The 20,524-nt window shown below is 37.3% G+C and carries 16 protein-coding genes and 1 pseudogene; 16 read left to right on the forward strand and 1 reads right to left on the reverse strand.

Annotation, left to right across the window (positions count from 1 at the left end):
• Positions 1-284: 284 nt before the first annotated feature.
• The 13 genes and pseudogenes from J0871_RS06470 to J0871_RS06530 form a co-directional block, all read left to right on the forward strand.
• Positions 285-1,610: pseudogene (locus tag J0871_RS06470) on the forward strand (IS66 family transposase); the annotation flags it as partial.
• Positions 1,611-1,670: 60 nt separating this feature from the next.
• A complete protein-coding gene (locus J0871_RS06475) occupies positions 1,671-3,578 on the forward strand; it encodes an FTR1 family protein (protein ID WP_208224306.1) in 1,908 nt (635 codons plus the stop codon).
• Positions 3,579-3,866 (forward strand): sodium/bile acid symporter family protein, encoded by a 288-nt coding sequence (locus tag J0871_RS06480; RefSeq protein ID WP_013073428.1) that lies wholly within the window; start codon positions 3,579-3,581, stop codon positions 3,864-3,866.
• 12 nt (positions 3,867-3,878) lie between these two features.
• Positions 3,879-4,607 carry a bile acid:sodium symporter gene (locus J0871_RS06485; RefSeq protein ID WP_208224322.1) on the forward strand — a complete coding sequence of 243 codons (729 nt, stop codon included), beginning with the start codon at positions 3,879-3,881 and terminating at the stop codon, positions 4,605-4,607.
• Complete coding sequence (locus tag J0871_RS06490) at positions 4,577-4,861, forward strand: helix-turn-helix domain-containing protein (RefSeq protein ID WP_208224308.1); 285 nt, start codon at positions 4,577-4,579, stop codon at positions 4,859-4,861. Before J0871_RS06485 ends, J0871_RS06490 begins: the two co-directional genes overlap by 31 nt.
• A 4-nt stretch (positions 4,862-4,865) precedes the next feature.
• Positions 4,866-5,240 carry an IS66 family insertion sequence element accessory protein TnpB gene (gene tnpB, locus J0871_RS06495; RefSeq protein WP_208224310.1) on the forward strand — a complete coding sequence of 125 codons (375 nt, stop codon included), beginning with the start codon at positions 4,866-4,868 and terminating at the stop codon, positions 5,238-5,240.
• Between the two features lie 38 nt (positions 5,241-5,278).
• A complete protein-coding gene (locus J0871_RS06500) occupies positions 5,279-6,166 on the forward strand; it encodes a transposase (RefSeq protein ID WP_208224312.1) in 888 nt (295 codons plus the stop codon).
• A 511-nt stretch (positions 6,167-6,677) separates the two neighbouring features.
• Complete coding sequence (ltrA, locus tag J0871_RS06505) at positions 6,678-7,916, forward strand: group II intron reverse transcriptase/maturase (protein WP_013073370.1); 1,239 nt, start codon at positions 6,678-6,680, stop codon at positions 7,914-7,916.
• Between the two features lie 102 nt (positions 7,917-8,018).
• A complete protein-coding gene (locus tag J0871_RS06510; protein ID WP_013073369.1) occupies positions 8,019-8,780 on the forward strand; it encodes an IS66 family transposase in 762 nt (253 codons plus the stop codon).
• Between the two features lie 49 nt (positions 8,781-8,829).
• Positions 8,830-9,339: a hypothetical protein gene (locus tag J0871_RS06515; RefSeq protein WP_013073368.1), complete on the forward strand. Its 510-nt coding sequence runs from the start codon at positions 8,830-8,832 to the stop codon at positions 9,337-9,339.
• A gap of 304 nt (positions 9,340-9,643) precedes the next feature.
• Entirely contained in the window at positions 9,644-9,985 is a 342-nt protein-coding gene (locus J0871_RS06520) for a hypothetical protein (protein WP_208224314.1), read from the forward strand.
• Positions 9,986-10,116: 131 nt separating this feature from the next.
• A complete protein-coding gene (locus J0871_RS06525; RefSeq protein WP_013073366.1) occupies positions 10,117-10,812 on the forward strand; it encodes a hypothetical protein in 696 nt (231 codons plus the stop codon).
• A 543-nt stretch (positions 10,813-11,355) separates the two neighbouring features.
• Positions 11,356-11,790 carry an antibiotic biosynthesis monooxygenase gene (locus J0871_RS06530; protein ID WP_041580114.1) on the forward strand — a complete coding sequence of 145 codons (435 nt, stop codon included), beginning with the start codon at positions 11,356-11,358 and terminating at the stop codon, positions 11,788-11,790.
• A 158-nt stretch (positions 11,791-11,948) separates the two neighbouring features.
• On the opposite strand, the gene J0871_RS06535 is transcribed toward J0871_RS06530, so the two are convergent.
• Positions 11,949-13,154 (reverse strand): site-specific integrase, encoded by a 1,206-nt coding sequence (locus tag J0871_RS06535; RefSeq protein WP_013073363.1) that lies wholly within the window; start codon positions 13,152-13,154, stop codon positions 11,949-11,951.
• Between the two features lie 851 nt (positions 13,155-14,005).
• On the opposite strand from J0871_RS06535, the gene J0871_RS06540 reads away from it, so the two are divergent.
• From J0871_RS06540 to J0871_RS06550, 3 genes are all read left to right on the forward strand, one after another.
• Positions 14,006-16,258 (forward strand): hypothetical protein, encoded by a 2,253-nt coding sequence (locus J0871_RS06540; RefSeq protein WP_208224316.1) that lies wholly within the window; start codon positions 14,006-14,008, stop codon positions 16,256-16,258.
• A 692-nt stretch (positions 16,259-16,950) separates the two neighbouring features.
• Positions 16,951-17,910 carry an ATP-binding protein gene (locus J0871_RS06545; protein WP_208224318.1) on the forward strand — a complete coding sequence of 320 codons (960 nt, stop codon included), beginning with the start codon at positions 16,951-16,953 and terminating at the stop codon, positions 17,908-17,910.
• 2 nt (positions 17,911-17,912) lie between these two features.
• Complete coding sequence (locus J0871_RS06550) at positions 17,913-20,393, forward strand: S8 family peptidase (RefSeq protein WP_208224320.1); 2,481 nt, start codon at positions 17,913-17,915, stop codon at positions 20,391-20,393.
• The last annotated feature ends 131 nt before the right edge of the window (positions 20,394-20,524 follow it).

A 20,524-nucleotide genomic window follows, 5' to 3' on the forward strand; every position in this document is an offset into this window, starting at 1 on the left:
CAATATAAATATTCTCCCCACTATAATTTAATACTTTGCTTGTACTTTCCATAACTTGAGTCTTTTAAGTTTTGATCAGGTAATTTAATAACTGTTCTTGACTTATGGATTACAAACATAAGGGCTAATCAGTGTCTAATATAGTTGTTTTAAAAGCATGACAAAAAGACTTTGAAAAATGTTGTCTTCATGTCATAAAGTCGGCAAGAATATTAGTTCAATGCTTTTTGCTTTTGTACTTTCATGGTGTGAATATCGAAGCACTTATAAAGCGTCTTGAAGCATTAGAGAGAAAAGTAAAAACTCTTGAAAAGGAGAATGCTTTTCTGAAGGAACGCCTGGCTAAGTATGAAAACCCTAAGAATAGTCGTAACAGCTCCTTACCGCCTTCCAAGGATGAGAATCGTCCTAAAAAGAATCAGAGTCTACGCAAACCTACGGGCAGAAAACCCGGTGGTCAAAAAGGGCGGGAAGGCAAAACTCTTGAAATGACGGCCAATCCAGATGTGGTTATAAAATTACAACCCGACTATTGCACTACTTGCGGTGCATCCCTTCAAGAGATGCCGTCTATGAAAAAGAATTCCCGACAAGTAATAGATATTCCGCCCCTTAAAGCGGTCTATACAGAATATCAAACCTTCAGTAAGGTATGTAATTGTGGATGTCAGACTACTGCTGAGTTTCCACAAAGGGTAAAGGCTCCTATAAGTTATGGGGAAAATATAGAATCCCTTATTGCTTATTTCCATGCCCGGCAATACGTGCCCTTTGCCAGAATGAAGGAAATATTCAATACTGTTTTTGGGGTGAATATCAGCGAAGGCGGCTTGCATTATTTGCTGGAGAAGTTTGCCCAAAAAACCAACCCTATCTACCAGATCATAAAACAAAGGATTCAGCAAAGCCCCGTAGTAGGCACCGATGAGACCGGGGTAAAGGTCAGTGGTAAAAAGCACTGGTTCTGGACCTGGCAAACCTCCAACCTTACCTTTGTTACTCATTCCAACAATAGGGGTAGCCAGACGATCAATGAAGAATTCCCCCTGGGATTTCCCCAAAGCACTTTGGTGCACGATGGATGGAAGGCTCAGCTAAAAACTACATCCCAATACCATCAAAGCTGCCTGGCACATTTGCAGCGGACCCTGAATTATCTGGACCAGCGTTATCCCAAGGATGGGTGGAGCAAAGCATTCAAAAAACTACTTTCCCGTTCCCTGGATCTCAAAGACAAATTGGACCTTGAAAGCCGGGAACATCAAAAAGAAAGAACGGCCATAGTACAACAGCTTGAATATTTATTGAAGCAGCCACCCGATAGAAAGCACCAAGAACTGTACACTTTTTACAAGAGAATGTGCAGGGAACGACAGCACCTCTTCACCTTCCTCTTCCTTGCACAAGTACCACCGGACAATAATGCCTCCGAACGGGCCATACGCAATGTAAAGGTGAAGCAAAAAATATCGGGGCAGTTCAAAATAAACCAGGCAGCACAGAACTTCGCTCAGATAAGATCTGTCATAGATACTACCATTAAAAATGGATTAAATGTCTTGGATAGCCTAGCACTTATAGCTAAATTGGATTACCAAACTACAAACTGATTAGTTACAATTTTTTTATAAAATCACAGAACTGTATATTTGCCCTTATTTAGATTTAGTATGAATAAATATAGGGTATTCTTCTTCTTTGTCATTTTCATTTCAATAAATACGTTTTCGCAAAATACGGCTAATGACACAGATTTGCGCACTTTGGTGACTCTCCTGGATTACATTTCCAAGGATTATCCAGTAGCGGTGGAGAATGGCGAAATAATCAATGAGTTTGAATTCGCCGAAATGAGCGAGTTTGCAAAAAAATCCATTGCACTTCAGCAGGATCTATTGCCGACAATTAATAATACCAGGTTTGAAAAGCTTGATGAACCCCTGCGGGAATTGCAACAAGCTGTTGCGGACAAAAAAAATCCAGAAGCGATTTCTACAATTGCTTTAAATATCAAAAACAAAATTCTCGATCTTGGAATTTTAAAAATTACACCTAATCGTTATCCCTCGTTAAAGAATGGAGCCACCCTGTACCAGAATAATTGCGTATCCTGCCACGGAGGCAAAGGATATGGGAACGGAGCTTTAGCCGGAAATTTAAATCCTGCACCGACCAATTTCCACGAAGCCCAGTTGTCCCCACTTCAGGCTTACAATGTCATCAAATTGGGGATTGAGGGCACGGGGATGGCTTCTTACAACCGTCTTACAGAAGAAGAGCTTTGGGACTTATCTTTTTACGTGCTGTCACTAAAGCACAATGAAGAAATTTCAAGAGCTCCATTGCCTTCCAATTTGCATCTTGACAGCATCAGCAAATGGAACGATGAAGAATTGCAACATTTTTTGAATAAATCTTTCAGCAATATAACAGTTGGCCAGGTGCGGAATTATGAACCTGAAAGGCCTGAACCTCTAAATGTTGCTATGACCAACCTTGATCTTTCATATCAGGAATTTCAAAAAGGCAATAATAAAATTGCCGAAAAATATGCCTTGACATCCTACCTTGAAGGCGTTGAGCTGGTGGAGAATATATTGGGTGCATCTGCGCCTTCATTAGTGAGGGGTATTGAGCGGGATATGATTGCTTACCGAAAAGCACTTCAAAACAACAACAAAATAGGTGCGGAAAATTATTATAATGCCCTTAAAGAAAAAATAACCTCTGCCAAAACTGTTTTAGCAGAAAAGGATTATTCCCTTGCATTTATATATGGTGCTGCATTATCAATCCTTATCAGGGAGGCCTTGGAAGCGTTGCTTATTATCCTCATTATTCTCCGTGTTCTAAGACCTATGAAAATCAAACGCGCAGTGATAGCCGTCCATTCCGGATGGATTTTCGCAGTACTAACTGGTGTGGTGAGTTGGTTTTTTGTAGATAAACTTATCAATTTAAGCGGTGCGTCAAGAGAATTGATGGAAGGTGTTGGAGCTATTCTGGCTGTACTGGTATTGCTCTTTGCAGGTATTTGGCTTCATTCCCATTCTGAGATATCGAAGTGGAAACACTTCATAAAAAATAAAATAAACCGCATTTCTGAAACCGGAAATATGATAGGTTTGTTGATTTTCTCGTTCATCGTGGTGTTTAGGGAAGCTTTTGAAGTGGTTCTGTTTCTTTCATCACTGAAACTGAGCAATCCCGATGTCGCAAATTCTGCTATTAACTGGGCCTTATTGACTTCCGTTATTATAATAGCCATTATAACAATCGTGTTTCTGAAATTTACTAAAGAACTACCTGTAGGAAAATTCTTCAAATTGGCTTCCTATATGGTAGCAGCCCTGGCAATTGTTTTAACAGGCAAAGGAATTATGGCCTTTCAGGAAGCAGGTTACATCCCCATTTCACCCATAGATTTGGCTCCCCGTATAGAATTATTGGGGATTTACCCGAATTTACAGTCTATCCTGGCGCAGCTCCTCGTACTTGGTATTATAGTTTTTTTCCAATGGAGGAATCTGAATCAAAAAGCAGACAAGTCCTCACAAGAATTGGTTACAGAAGAGTAAATGGAAAAAATCAATAAATACCAAACAGGTGTCATTTTATTGGCAGTTGTACTGGGATTATTATTGGGGAATTTGGCTATTTTGGAGAGATATGCATCGAGCTTTATTGTACTCTTGCTTATGGTAATGCTTTACGGCTTATTCTTAAGTATAAACATCGGCGAGCTTAAAAGTGCTTTCTTCAATCTCAAATTTTCAGTTAGCAGCCTTGTTATTAATTTTATCTGGACTCCCCTGTTTGCTTATTTGCTGGGATACTTGTTTCTGGATAACGAGCTGGCCATCTAGATAGGGTTTGTGATGCTTATGGTAACTCCCTGTACAGATTGGTACCTGGTGTTTACCGGTGTTGCAAAAGGAAATGTGCCGCTATCTACTTCTATTCTTCCAATCAACCTGATATTGCAGATTCTTTTACTTCCAATATTTTTGTTACTATTCTTTGGAAGATCAGGAAATGTTGAATTCAGGTCACTGGTTGAAAGTATTCTTCTGGTGCTCCTGATTCCTTTTTTATTAGTATTAGTTACCAAAAAAATAGTTAGCCGAAGCAATACTTCAGGGACGTCTTTTACCGGCTTTTTTGTAAAATCCCAGGTGTTGTTTTTATCATTGGCAGTAGTCGCAATGTTTGCTTCAGAAGGAAGAAATCTACTGGAAAATCCTGATGTTATTTACAAATTGCTATTTCCCGTGATTATATTTTTTATCATTACTTTTTTACTGGCACAGCTGGTCAGCAGGTTTTTTAAATTCAGTTATCAAAACAGGGTAAGCCTCACATTGACAACAATGGCAAGAAATTCACCTATTTCATTGGCCATTGCAGTTTCCGCATTTGCTTATGAACCATTGGTTGCATTGTCATTAGTTATAGGTCCTTTAATTGAATTGCCAATTTTGGCTTTAACCTCGCAACTGTTGTTGAAAAGTATCCAGTTGGCTAAGTACATCTTTTGTAAACTTAAGATAAATTCTAGCTTGCCCACAAAAAAGAAATGGATAAGCAAGCCTTTATGTATGAGTTAATCGAGAAATGGGAAGTTAGCGGTCTAAGTAAAAAAGATTTTTGTCACCATCATGGGATAACTCGTAGTAATTTTTACTACTGGATTAAAAAATGGAAGAACAGGAAATCGGAAGCTCCGGATGGATTTGTAGATATCACTCCTGATAAAGCAGCTATTTTTCATTCGCAGTATCGCCTGCGATATCCCAATGGAGTACAGCTAGAAGTCAGTGGTATTGGTTTGAATCAACTAGCAGCCCTGGTAAACTTGTAGTCTCATGTTCAGTTTAAGTTCCTCCAACCGATATTACCTTTATAACCAGGCCTGCGATATGAGAAAGGGTTTCCATGGCCTATCGGGATTGGTTACCGCTCAGATGGGAAAGGATCCCATCAGTGGCGATGTTTTTATATTCATCAACCGCCGGGCTACTCATATCAAACTTCTGCACTGGGAATCCGGGGGTTTTGTAATTTATTATAAACGTCTTGAGAAAGGAACATTCTCGCTTCCTAAGATGCTTGAGTCAGGTAGTGTTAGTTGGAGTCAGCTGGTGCTGATGATCGAGGGAATCAAGGCAGAAAAGCTGCGTCACCTTAGTCGGTATAATCCTCCCGAATCCCTTGATTTTACTGATAAAAACACAAAATAATTATTGTAAAAAAGCAGGGAAATCCGTACTTTTATACTATGGAAAAATCCCTGGAAACCCTTTCAAAACAACAGCTGTTGGCGCTTTTAGAAGAGCAATCAGCGCAGGCGACATTCCATAAAAAAGAGCTTCAAAAATCTCAGCAGGAATTAGAGCTTCAAAAAGAGAATTTAAAACAAAAAGATAAAGAATTAAAGCAAAAAGATAAGGAACTTGCCCGGGCTGATGAGCATCTTCGCAGCTATTTGAGTAAGTCCGGAGTTCTAGAGGAAAAAGTGGCCTACCTGGAGAGCCAGCTGGAGATGTTCCGAAGGATGCAGTTCGGTCAGAAACGCGAGCGTTTTGAAGATAAGGATCAGCTAGCTTTGCCTTTTGAGGTTACTGCCCAGGATCTTGAAAAACGAGAAGAAGCCTTTACAGAAAAGATTACCTACCAGCGTAAGAAAAAAAATGCCAATCATAAAGGGCGTCAGCCGCTTCCAGATCATCTTCCGGTAGAGGAAGTGAAGATCTATCCCGAGGGAGATATCTCCCAGATGAAATGTATCGGCCAGGAAGAGACCGATGAATTGGAATATGAGCCTGCACGTTTTTTTATTCGCAGATATATCCGGTATAAATACGCTCACAAATCCGGAGAAGGTGTGATCATAGGAGAACTTCCCGAGCGGGTGATCGATAAAGGTATTCCAGGGTCAGGACTGATAACTTCCATCATCGTTGATAAATTCTTCGATTATTTACCGCTTTACCGGCAGCTTGAACGCTTTAAAAGAGAAAAAGTCCCCATTGCTGCTTCTACTATGAATGGCTGGTGTGCCAGGGGGCTCGATCGCATTGTTCCACTTTTTGAAGAACTCATAGCCGATGTAAAATCTCAAGGATACTTGCAGGTAGATGAAACAGTGTGCCTTGAAGCGGCCTAAAGTAATGCCGCAGGCTGTTAGATTGATGGTGGTAGACCCACCGTAGGGGTTGACAGACAGACCCTACAAACCACCTTGTGGTGCTTTATTTCGAAAGAATGAGGTGCTGAGCGACAAGGAAAAGGCGAGAGAATACTCGTCAGGTGAATTTCAGTGAGCTGAACGAAAGTGAATCACTGGTTAAGTTAAAGTACCGATATCGCCAGATTCTGTCGAAATCGGAGAATTGTGTTTCTTCTCCGAGAATAAAACTTAGTGGCAGTAACCTGAAGTTGACTAAGTGACAGGCGGTACAGAGGTGGCAGGACACTGAAATAGGCGATCTAACGGAACAAGGGAATTTGTACAGGGATGGTAAGGGAAATGCACAAGCGGAAACCCCGTGAGGCAGAAAACCAATGAACTGTACAGAGGCGGACTAAGCCGTAGTACTGCAGAAGTCTCTGTAATGGAGATGGAGGGAAGGGCTTAGCCAGATTAGTTTTATGTAAGACACAACTTTGAAAGAAGGATGATTGATTATTATGAAACAAAACAACATCCAATAACCAAGAAAATGGTATTGGATGCGTACAAGAAAGTAAAGTCCAAAAAGGGCAGTGCCGGAGTCGATGGACAGAGTTTACAGAATTTTAGGGAGAACCTCTCTGGAAATTTGTATAAAATCTGGAACCGTATGACCTCAGGCAGTTATTTTCCGCCTGTTGTAAAGGAAGTTCGTATAACCAAGAAAACAGGAGGCTTTCGCAGTCTCGGAATTCCTACGGTATCGGATCGCATTGCGCAACAGGTGATTAAAAGTTACTTAGAACCCAAGGTGGAAAGCAGTTTTCATCAGAATAGTTATGGATACAGACCCAGGAAAAGTGCGCATCAGGCACTGGAGAAAACAGTGTCCAGATGTGGTTATTACAGTTGGGTGGTAGACCTTGATATTCGTGGATTCTTTGATAACATTGACCATACCCTACTGATGAAGGCAGTAGAAAGGTATACAAAAGAGAAATGGGTGTTGATGTATATTGGAAGGTGGTTGAAAACAGGAGTATCCAGAGAAGGTGAAATCACCGATAGAATAAAAGGTACTCCTCAAGGCGGCGTCATTAGTCCGCTACTTGCCAATATATTTCTTCACTTTGCATTCGATAAATGGATGCAAATCCATCACTCCAATATGCCTTTCGAACGATATTGCGACGATGCCATCATACATTGCACATCAGAGAAACAAGCATATTTCATTAGAGAGGCTGTTTCTAAACGGATGAAAGCTTGTAAGTTGGAACTCAATAGTGAGAAAACTCACATTGTGTATTGCAAGAATCACGTGCACAGCGAAAGTCACAAGAATACAAGTTTTGATTTTCTCGGTTACACGTTCCGCCCCCTCAGACGACCAACCAAAAATGGTTGGAAACTGACTTACTTTCCAGTAATGAGCCACGCCTCAAAGAAAGAAGCAAGGCGAAGACTTAAGAAGGTTGTCAATAGAAAGTTTCGGGGATCCATCCAAGAACTGGCACAGATAATCAACCCTATGATAAGGGGCTGGTATCAATATTTTTGCAAGTATTCGAAATGGACAACCCGTGGACTATGGTATTGGTTAAACAGGAAAATAGTTAGATGGATTAGGAGGTACAGAAAGCGCAGTAGAGTGCAAGCTCGAAAATGGCTAAAAAATGTGTACAAGACTAACCCACAATTGTTTGAGCATTGGAAACCTGTCTTAGATATAAAACCTTACTAATTGTACCGTTAATCTGGAAGCGCCGTATGATGGGAGACTATCACGTACGGTGCTGTGAGAGACTTGGGGTGAAATTCCCCTTGTCTACTCGACCCGATAAAGGTGCTGGATAGTGATAAAAAAGGCAGCACACATCAAGGCTATCAATGGGTCTATCACGACCCCTTGCAAAAACTGGTGCTCTTTAATTACCGCAAAGGACGCGGGCAACATGGTCCCAAGGAACTCCTTGATGGGTATAAAGGGTACGTTCAATGCGATGGTTACACGGTATATGATAAAATCGGGTTAGATCCGGATATTACTATGGCCGGTTGCCTGGTGCATGCCAGGCGAAAATTTGTGGATGCCCGGGACCAGGATCAAGCAAGGGCAGAAAAAGCACTAGCGATATTTAGTGAAATTTATAGGGAGGAACGAGCGATCAAAGAAGCAGCAGCCGGGGATGCAGAGATGCGAAAGGAACTAAGATTACAAAAGGTGCTGCCGCTACTGCAACAGATCAAAACCTGGATCCAGGAAGAACAGTTTAAGGTGTTACCTAAAAGTGCGATGGGGAAAGCCATGACGTATTTTATAAATCAATATCCTAAGTTCGAGGTGATCTTTGAAGATGGCAGGATCGAATTGGATAACAACCTTATTGAGAATGCTATTCGTCCATTGGCTCTCGGCCGAAAAAATTTCTTGTTTGCAGGCTCTCACAAGGCTGCGCAAAATGCGGCTATGTTATATTCCTTCTTTGGGAGTTGTAAAATGCAGGGTGTGAATCCCCAACAGTGGTTAGAGGATACTCTGCAAAGAATACCTAATCATAGCATCCAAAAACTGGAGGAGTTATTGCCCGGCTATCAAAAAGCTTAGCAAGCTTCCCTTGAGAGATACCACAAGAATCCTATACTAAAATATAATTATGAAGAAAGTGACTTATAATGAAAAGGACAATAGTGAAACTTCTGAATTAGCCGGTCTGATCAGAAAAATAGACACTTTAGATGCGCAGTATGTAAATAGGATTTGTGAGGAAATATTTAAACATCAACCTTTCTTCCTAACCGTTCTTCTAGGTTACAGAGCAGATGTTTCCCCGCAGGAGTTGGAAGAAATAATGAAAATTTATTTTTTAATATGGGAGTATTTTGGATCAAACGAAAATCTTCCCAAAAGGAAAGTGACCCAGGCCCAGTTCGAAAAGCTTCAAAGGGGTAATAAGCATATGCTTGATTATAGTGAAGGAGAACCCGAAGAATCCAGAGAAAAGATTTATACAGATACATTGCAGAATCTCCAATCTAAATCCTTGTGGACAGCTGTGCTCTTCAGATATAATAACAGACCAGTACTAATCAATATGGATCGGGAGAACAAAGGAATAATCCTTTTAGGTATTCTTAGCTTTATTCAGAGCTTTGAAACCCAGTAGAGTTTTATAGATGGCAGGGATAGATAAGGAAGGGAATGATGGGGAATATATCTCTACTAGAAATGACCAGAATCCATAACTTCTAAAAACACTGGCTCGGACGGATACAGCAAATCTAACTGATAGTAAAAATTTAGCAATAGAAGGAATAGAAACCGAAAAGGAGTATAATACCGAGCTGGGGAAGGTTAGAATTGACATTGTAGCGACCGTTGGTGATAAAGAGTATTTTATTGAACCATTCTTTTCGAACTCTATAGATGATGATAAGAAGAAAAAATTATCACGAATCAAAAAGCCTACTTTGTCTATAGACCTCGTAGATTTCCTTGATAATTTTTATTTCAATTTTTCATTTGAGACATTGAAGAAATATCTTATTTCAAAAAAAAGTAAAAAGTGGGAATATTTGTCCGAGGATGAATATGGTAGCTATGTAGAGGGTTATCAGCAATATTTATTTGAGGAAATTGAGAGGAATAAATTTTTAATTGATAATCACAATTCTAAACTTGAAAAAATTGCAACCTTAGAAGAAGAATGCTATAAACGTAAGGAAAATATCAATATTCTTAGAAAAGAAATTCGAGAAATAGAAGATGAAATTCTTTCTCTAAAAGATGAACTTAATGTCCCATATTATTAGGAATTATAATAACGGTAAACGGAGCATATTTGGTATTCGCATTCAATCCAACCAACTTGAGTCAGTAAATGACAGGATGTTAAGTTTATTAACGCACTAATATTAATTACTCCTAACCAATTTAATATTCAATGAATAATCGATTAAATAATATAATTAAAGGTGATTTTAAGAATTTCGACCGCTGGATTGAAGTTTTGAACCGGCAAAGGAACTCTTTATTTGATATGGAGAACCAAAGTGAGGAAGAGTTAACAAATTTGACTTACGAAACTTCTGGCATACTTGGGGAAATTGCTGATTTGGCTATAGAATATGGAAATTTTAAAGATGACTTTGATACAAGTAAAATGTACGTGAATTTATATGGACCATCATTAATAATTGAATCAAAAAAGACTGGCGGCACTTATTATTTAGCAACTGATTTAGAAGGGATTTACTTAACAACATCATTTCTTCATGCTGATAACCTGAAAAATATGAGCGATTCTTTTTGGCTAGAACTTTTTAAGCTAAAAAAATTCAGTGGATTTGAGTATGAGGAAAATTCATTTTTCTCAATCGATGTGCAAAGAAAATATCCTGAATTATTTCATACTTACAAAGATACATTGTTCTTAATGTTTAGAAAATTCTTTTTATCGCATACAGAAAAACATAATGACATAGATATTGGAAACTTCAAAGTTAAATGGAAGCCTGACGAGGATTTCAGTAAAATGATTTCGGAAATATGTTTAGCATTTAAATCTATGTATAAAATGGACTATCAATTGTGGAAAATAACTGACTTGCGAATGAAAAAGAATGATACTAGGAAGTAAGCCTTCCTGTTGGTGGTACGGACGAATGTATATGCAAATTTTTAGTATCAATTATTTATAGCAGCTCAGAGGTCACAAACATACCAAAAATTATGAAGGGAGATATACATTATAGTCTTCACTAAAAAGGCCGAGAGAACCAGAGCAATAAAATCTTGCCTAACACTTGAAAAACCATAAAGAATCGTGTAAAGTTTTAATTACTGAATTTCCTTTTCCGGGTGGTTCACTTATGTACCTTGGTAAGATATATAATATGCTAGAAACTCTCGCCTCAGCGCTGGATAAAATAAGCCCCGCCTCATACGGGACTTATTTGCAGATTAATATTAGATAACGCCGTCTTTATCAGCCGCAAGTCGCCCCCATCATCTGCAAGGTGTTGGCCACTCCTTAACCGCTATCTTCAACTTGAATTCAAATATAAAGGACTTTTAAATAACTGTATATTACAAGCTGGGAAACTTAATTTTTTCTAAATTGGTTTTTAACCAGTGAGAATATAGAAATCTAAGGGAGATATAATAAATAAAAATGGGAGTTATGAAGTCATTAAAAATCCAGCTTGCTTTCTTAACAATCATACTATGTTTTTCATCTTGCAAAGAAAATAATGTAAGTAAAGATGCCTTCAGCTCTAAGGAAATGCTCATCAGAATAGCAGAATTAGAAATTTATCCTGAGTACATAGAGGAATATAAGGAAATTTTGAAAGAAGAAGCTGAGGCCTCTGTTAGGGTGGAGCCCGGGGTCGTTTCAATTTTCCCCATGTATCAAACGGAAAACCCTAACCAAATAAGGATTTTAGAAATTTATGCTGATAAAAAAGCATACGAGTCTCATTTGGAAGCACCGCATTTTCAATATTATAAAACCAATACCCAGAGAATGGTAAAATCTCTGAAATTAATAGATATGAAAGCAATTGATGAAGAGTCAATGCCAGAAATATTTAAAAAAATTGACGGACATAATTAGCAGATTTTCTGTTAATCCATTACTGAATATATCTTTAATAACCCTGAAATTAATCTCTCCCGCATCTGTATTTGCAGAAGATATTCTTGGAAATGGAAAGATACTACTGAGGTCACCGGCACCTTTCAAAAAATTTAGGTAATTGCCATCACCTAAATTTAAAAATTGATTACACTATCCAATGCATCATCAGCTTCCTTATGAATAAAATTCGCTTGATAATTTATGGTGGTAGTCACCGATGAATGACGGTAAAGCTTTTGCAGCATTTGAATTGGGATTTTATCCCCAGAAATATTCCCAAAGCTGTGCCGCGCAATGTGCATGCTCATTTTTTTCTTGATCTTTAGTTTTGATGCCACCCTTTTTAGGAGCCGGTTTAGGTTTCTGTTTACACTTTGGGTTCTAATAGAAACTCTATGGGTATCTGATAGGTCTGTGTCTTTGAGATAATCAAAAATTAAATCCTGTAGGGAATCTTTCTTTCGATACTGTTTGAATATAGCCTCAGCCTTTTCTGGTGTTTTAAGGGTTACCAATTTACTGTTTTTGTTCATTCGGTACATTAACCTTCCATCATTAAAATCTGACCATTTTAATTTTAATACATCACCTACCCTGATCCCGGCAAAATAAAAACTGATAAGCCATACATGCACGGCTTTTTGCTGAGGTTCTGTCAGATCGGCGGCATTTTCCAGGCGTTGTATCTCTTTAAGGTTTAAACCAATTTTCTGGGTTTCTGGAATTTTGATCTGAATTTTTCCTTTTCCGAAGGGATACATACCTCTGTCAACTAAAGATTCAGATATGGCAAGATTGTAAATAGTTCGTATTAAAATCAGATAGTTCACTACCGTACGCGGTGAACGCTTTTTATTATGAAGTAAATAGGCTTCAAATTTTTTAAGAAGTGAAACAGTTATCTCATTAAAACCTAATTCGTTTTTCTCTATAAATTTTTTTAGCTTTTTTAAGCGACCTACCTCAGTATCATATTGATGATGTCGATTCCTGTTTTTTAAATTTTCCAGATGCTTATCTGCAATTTCAAAAAAATCGACTTTTTTATTCTGTGTGATTTTCCTTTTTATGGATCTAACGTTTTGGTATTCTTCACTGCTTTCAGCTTCGAGAACTTTCTTATTTGCTTCGGCAATTTTCGATATAATAAAATTGTTGATGTAATTGGCATTAGGATGTTTTTTCCTCACACACCTATTTGTTTTATCCCAGTATTTTTCTTCAATATATTGACCGGTACCCAGAAACGTACTTTTTCTGTCTTTTGTGATCCTAATTGCTATCGGAAATTTATTTTCTGAGTTCTTTTTTTTACGTAAAACTGCTCTAATGGTTGCCATAATAAATACATTGAATTATAAATATAGTAAATTATGGGTACAACATAGGTACAACATTTATTAGTTTCAAGCCTTATTTTTTAATATTAAAAAAAATTACACCAATCATAAATCATTGAAAAACAGGTGTTTTAGGCGCTTTTGAAGGGTGAGGGTTGAAAACTCATAACCCGAAGGTCACTGGTTCGAGTCCAGTTCCCGCTACTAAATTCAAAGCCATTTAGCTGTAAATCAACTAAATGGCTTTTTTATTTCCCGAATTTTTCCCGAAAATAAGAGGTGATTCGTAACGAAGTGGGTTTTAAGAGTGAAGTCGTTGACTCAAAATAGAAGCTTTTTTTTTGCAATTCCCCCTCTTACTTTCTTTAGACATGAAGTTTAATTGGTTGCTTCCTTTAACCAAGTTCATTTTTCATAAAATCATTCCATATTTTGAGCTATGTTGATTTTTAAATCTTCATTAAAAAAAGAGAGTGGAAATATTTTACCCAAAGATGAGCCTATTCCTACCATCACTGACCTATGAAGTAACAAAAAAATATAACCAATTGTTTAGGTCCAAAAGTTACTTTCGAGCCCATTATTATTACGCTTAGCTTTATATAATATGAAATGGCAGTGTAGGTTATTTATTAACCTTTTTGTCAGAAGCATATAGCTTTTTAATACCCAAAACATCTTTTATCGTTTTATTAGGTTGTTCACCAATTTTATAAATTGAGTGCTACTGAAGCTACGTATTTTCTAGTTATCTTTATTTCTCCCCTTCCAAATTTAGAGATTAAAAAGTTTCTCCTATTGTAAATGTCAAGTAGGAACCTTCCGTGTAATGTCTGTAAAAAATTTATATTATGGGAAATAACCAAAACTTAAAATTGTTCACGGTTGTGGTTTTAATACTTCTAACCTTTTGGGGATGTTCAAAAGAAGATGATTCACCCACGCCCGTTGAACCAACCTCTCCGACAGTTCAGGATGAATTAGTTCTGCATGATAATGTAACAATAATTGATTCCATAGCTAATCCCTTAATAAGTACAGAACTGCAAATAGAAGAAGGAACATATATTTTTGGAGGTAGTGACCTTGATATAAATGAAGGGGGAACAATTGTCGGGGAACAGGGCAACGGCTTTTTAAGAAAAGTACTTACGGTAAAAAAGGAAAGTGACAATGTGACTTTGACAACAGAACCTGCCTCGTTAGATGATTTATTTAAATCAGGAAGATTAGAATTACATCTTGACGATGAGAGCCTTGTAAAAAGCTATGAAAAAAGCAGTAAAGGAGCTTTCTCTTTTGAGAATTTCGAATTACTCAGTGATAGTAATCTTGAGGTGGCTCTGATTAACGGCTCCACAAGCTATGACTTTGACTGGTCTTATGACTTCAATTTTGATAACGGAGAGAAATACATGAAGTTTAGTTCCTTGGGTTCATATGTGGAATCTGACTTTTCTTTATTGGTAGAGGCCAAACAAAAATTAACATTGGCTACACAGTCCAAAACTTTGAGAGCCTGGTACTTTAAATTCAGGTTTAGAGTTCCAGTAGTTATATTGGGGGTGCCAGCAGTTCTTCCCGTAAACGTGTTGGTAAAGACATCCTTGGATGTTGAATTCGGGGGACATGTAGAGGGAGCCCTTAGAAGAAGATTAGATGTTTCAACAAAAGGTGAATTGGATTTGGGCGCTCAGTATATTAACGGCGATTGGGACGACCTATTTATTTTTGAGCCCAACACCACAGTTAAAGTTATGGAAAAAGAGGGCGTTGTAACATCTGAGGCGAACGTGGCGGTTATGTTTAAAACCACATTTCTTTTTTATGGTTTGATAGGGCCGAATGTTGACGTGGGGCCTCAGCTGGATATGAAGGAAAAGACATCAACAGAAGACAACTGGCATTTTCGGGCAGATGCATACATAAAATCTTCCATTGGAATAAGAGGCCGCATTCTCTCTAAACAATTAGAGGATTTTCAAACTTCCTTTAGAAGTGATTCTGTTTCTTTCTTGACGCCATTCAAGGTTGAAAAACTTTCGGGGGACAATCAAATTGGTCAGGTTAATAAAATTTTGAGCAAACCGCTTAAAGTACTGTTACTCGATTCCAATGGTCAGCCTGAATCTGATGTGCCAGTTTATTTTGAGGCCCAACCTGGTCATGGCAAAGCTTTACCTGATAAGGTATTTACAGACGAAAATGGAATAGCTGAAACCACCTGGGAATTGGGTAGTACCTCAGACGCTATACAATATATGAAAGCTATTGTCAAGAAGGGTGATGGAAGTCCAATAGAAAATTCCCCGTTAGAGTTTGCAGCAGCAGTGGGATTAAAAATTGAAGTTAAAAAGGGAGACAAAGAAAACATTGATGAAAACAAAGAAGTTGAAGTTGAACTCCTTGTTGTGGATGGCGAAAATCAACCCGTAAAAGATGCTCTCGTTAGAGTTTCCAGTAATAATCCATACATTTCTTACACTCCGACAGGCCCATATCGCACTGATGTCAATGGATTAGCTAAGTTCAAAGTTAAAGTTAACCCTGGAAATTTTGAGTTAGTAATACCTATACTTGCAGAAATCAAAAATGATGATGGGGAATTATTAGCTGACAAATCCTTCGAAATATATGTGAATCCCCTTGTTGGCGTTTGGGACTGGATAGGTTCCACAGACCTTCAACCAGGAGAACCATATGAGAACACTACTTATGACTGCCCATTTGTTCCGCTAAGTCGGGAAATTATGCATGGAATGCAACTCGTTTTCACTATGGATAGATTTTCTGTTTATCTTGATGAAGAAGCCGTCTTCTACCACATTGACTTGGATGAAAACTGCAATATTACTGAAGACGAGCCTGACACTGTAATTGAGAGAAGAACAGTTGAATTTCACGGAAGTTACGTCTTTCAAAATGGTATCTTGACCTTAACTTATGATGAAGGCACTAACACTGATACTTATAATGAAAATGGTTCCGAAACTGAGCAATCGATAATAATGGTGAAATTTCTTAATGATTCAGGTACATTGATGCAATTTGGAGACGAGGAGGATGAAGAGGAGGATTTATCTGTATATAAGAAAAGAGAGTAACTTTTATGTAGGTATAGTAAATCTCATGGTGTTTAAGAACATTGTTTTAAATCAATAAAACCAGTAAGAGTGCTGATTTTATTCTGTAAGGCTGACAGCGGTAGAGATTATCAAGAGTTTGATGTACCAATAAAAGGAAGACCCAGAACAAATTCGAACAAGAGGCAGACAATGCATTGGGTAGTTGGTGAGGCCATTAAATCAGGTAATAGCCAACAGATTTTAATGAACGTGAGGGGTGAAAGAAGAGGCATTTGGTTTAACAAAGAATTAGCTATATGTTGTAAGAATTGGGTCGATATAATAATTTTCCCTACTACTGAATTCAAGTACATTTATCTGTAAATTAGTTGAGTGGATTTTTTATTTCCCGAAACTTCCTCTAAAAATTAATTAAAACTACTTCTCCAAAAGAAATTTATCGTACACATTTTAGAAACATGAAGGACTAATTTTGTTTTCACGGCAAGTTACATAACTCCTTAAAACCTGGAAATGATAAAAATTTTATAGGAATTTTAAAATTATACATTTTGCAGGATAGCTCAACCGAGCAAAATCTCATTATACTATAATTTGAATACAGTGCGAGAAAGAAATTGTATTATTGCTTTCATTAATAAACATTGCTTTTTATACCTTTAGAGGGATATTATTTCTCCTGGCGAGAAAGCTGTAATTAAATTTTAAAAATGGCAACTGCCCAACAAATAAAAGCGTTAATTAAATCACATTTCGAAGACGGAAATGAGAGATTTATCTCATTAGCTCTTCAGCTTGCAGCTCATGAGGCTAGACAGGGACACAGTCAGATTGCTGAAGACATAAAACTGTTAATCGATAAATCCAAAGGAACAGGAACTAGGAAAACTTTCAAGGCTTTATCTCCTGAACTAAGTGATTTGGTCTTAGAGGTGAAACCTCAAAGCAGATTAAACGAATTAATAGTTAGAGAAGATTTACAATTAAGAATACAAAGAATTTTAAAAGAATTTCATAAAAAGCAAACTTTAATTAAATTCGGACTTGAGAACCGAAGGAAAATTTTGTTATCTGGTCCACCAGGTACTGGGAAAACAATGACTGCATCGGTGATTGCTCATGAATTGGAGAAACCACTTTATATAATCCTTATGGATAAAATGGTGACTAAATTTATGGGGGAAACTAGTGCTAAATTAAGACAGATTTTCGACCTAATTAGGGAAAGACCAGGGGTGTATTTGTTTGATGAGTTTGATGCTATCGGCTCCGAAAGAAACAAAGAAAATGACGTTGGGGAAATGAGAAGAGTTCTAAATTCATTTCTTCAATTTATCGAGTATGATAAATCAGAAAGTTTGATTGTGGCTGCAACTAATTCAAGAGCAAGTCTTGACTACGCTTTGTTTAGAAGGTTTGATGATGTTTTAACGTATAGCTTACCTAATAAAAAAGAAACTGCTCTTTTAGTGCAAAATAAGCTTGCTGGTTTTTATCCAGATTTTGATATAAAATCCATTCTTAATTCTACTTCCAATTTAAGTCATGCAGAAATAACACAAGCTTGTATTGATTCTATAAAACATATAATAATTAATAATCAAAATGTAATAACTCTAGAGATTTTTAAACAAATGATTTCAGATAGGGTTTCAGCATATAAAGAATAGAAATGAGTGACAAATACGTACACATTAAGATTAATGAATATTACTCTTCTCTTGATTATACCTCCCCACAGCAAGCACGACCCAAAAACAACATTCCAAATAGAGAACGAGAATCTCATGCCCAAAGATTGCAAAGGTCCTTTGAAGAGCTCAGGATATTAAATCAGGAAGAACGAGTTGAAAGAGAGGCTCTTTCTTTAAGAAGTCGTGAGGGCACGTATATTCAATTTTCTAGTCAATCAGGAAAAGAGATTATTACCAAAAGTCTCGAAGATATTAGGCAAAATATTAGATTATTAAATGTGCGTGAAGAGTTGGATAATGAAGAAATAACAGTCATTGCTACTGTGTATGTACCCGAAGGGAAGGAGAAAAATTTTCTTCAAAAGATTGAAGATTATAGGACTAAGACAGTAGAAAGTGGTAAGGCAAAAAATGAGAAGCTTATTAACGGTATTGAGGATGTTCGCCTCGCAATGGTTGAGAGCTTATGGACAGACCGAAAAGCTTTAATTCCTGGAGACACTCCTGTATGGTGCGAAGTCTGGTTAAGATTTGAAAGTGATGAAATGGACTTGGTCAGCCGAAATTTTCTTAACACTCTAGAAGAATTGGGAATAGAACATAAGGATGCAAGAATTGTATTTCCTGAAAGACTAGTTTTTTTAGTAAAATGTAAAAATCAAGATTTAAAAGAGTTAATTGCAAGAGATGATAATCTTGCCGAATTTAGATTAGGTCATGAGGCTGCAGGCTTTTGGTACAATGAAAGTAGAAAAGAACAAATAGATTGGATTAATGATTTGCTAGATAGATTAAATGTGCACGACAACTCTGTTTCTATATGTGTAATGGATACAGGAATTAACAATGAGCATTCATTATTGAAGCCCTTTTTAGCCGAAGATAGTTGTCTTTCTGTTGACCCAAAATGGTTGAATCATGACCATTCAGGACATGGAACCTTAATGGCGGGGCTCGCTATTTTTAACAGTTTAGAGGATGCGCTAACTTCGACAGGCGATTATCACGTTTATCACGATTTGATTTCAGTGAAAATCTTACCAAATGAAGGTGAAAATCCTGTGGAATTATGGGGAGATATCACAAGTCAGGCAATGAATAGAGCTCTTATTCATAAGCCTAATAATACTATAATTTTTTGTATGGCTGTTACTGCCGATGTTAATTCGCATTATGGTGAACCCTCTTCTTGGTCGGCCGCAGTAGACAAATTGTGTTTTGGAGAAGAAGATGATGCTTCTAAGCTTGTCATTTTAAGTGCAGGTAATTTAGAAAATATAAATGATTGGAGAATTTATCCAGATTCCAATTTACAAACCTCAGTTAAAAATCCCGCACAATCCTGGAATGCGTTGAGTATAGGTGCATTTACTCGAAAGGTAGAATTTGATGGTGATGAATATTCTGATTATTTTAATCTAGCTAATATATATGGATTATCGCCTTATAGCTCCACGTCTTCGGAATGGGATAGCAAGTGGCCATATAAACCAGATGTCGTATTCGAAGGTGGAAATATTTTAAAGGCAAAGGATGATAGTGAATTTATGCACGGATATGAAGATTTTAATCTTCTCTCCACTTCTAAACATATTCTTATTCGTCAATTTGATTTAATGCGAGCTACAAGTGCCGCATCTGCTCAAGCTGCATGGTTCGCTGCGCAAATTGCAAATAAATATCCTGAATTATCGTCTGAAACTATTAGAGGGTTAATTGTCCATGCAGCGGAATTAAAAGATGAAATGTATGAACAGTTTGGATTGAACAGAAAAATGAAGACTGATGTAAAGAAAATAATGAAAATTTTTGGATATGGAATCCCTGACCTCGATAAAGCTTTATATACATATAATAATGCTTTAACTTACATAGCCGAAGAGGAAATCCAACCTTTCATAAAAAAGGAGAATGGTCAAATATCTTTTAAAGATATGCACTTCTATAAAATACCTTGGCCAGAAGAAATCTTAATCGATAATCCTGATGCTGAAGTAAAGGTGAAAATTACCCTTTCATATTTCATTGAACCTGGACCTGGAAGAATAGGTTGGAAAGACAAGTATAGATATCGCTCACACGGCTTTGGTTTCGATTTAAATTCACCCACGGAAAGCGAGGAGGAATTTAAAAAGCGGATTAATAAGGCTGCTATAGAAGATGATGACCTCATAGAAAATGATAGCGGTAGTGATAGGTGGACAGTCGGTTCCCAGGGTAGGAAGAAAGGCTCAATACACTCCGATACATGGACAGGTAAAGCCTCTGAAATTGCGTCTTGTAATATGATAGGAATATTCCCGATTATGGGGTGGTGGAGACAACGGTCGCATTTAAAGAGGTACAATTCAATTACTAAGTATTCATTGATAATCAGTTTAGAGACTCCAGAGCAAAATTTAGATTTATATACCCCAGTAATGACAAAAATTGCGACACCAATAGAAATAAATTCTTAGATACCGACACTATCCCGCAAAGTGTGTAAAGTTAAAATAACAGGGGTTGGACTTTTTAAAGTCTGACCCTTTTTTCATAGATCGTAAGGAACTGATTTAAAATAATGCCCCAGTTCCTAATTGGCATTGAC

The organism is Salegentibacter sp. BDJ18 (assembly GCF_017579965.1).
Lineage (GTDB): Bacteria > Bacteroidota > Bacteroidia > Flavobacteriales > Flavobacteriaceae > Salegentibacter.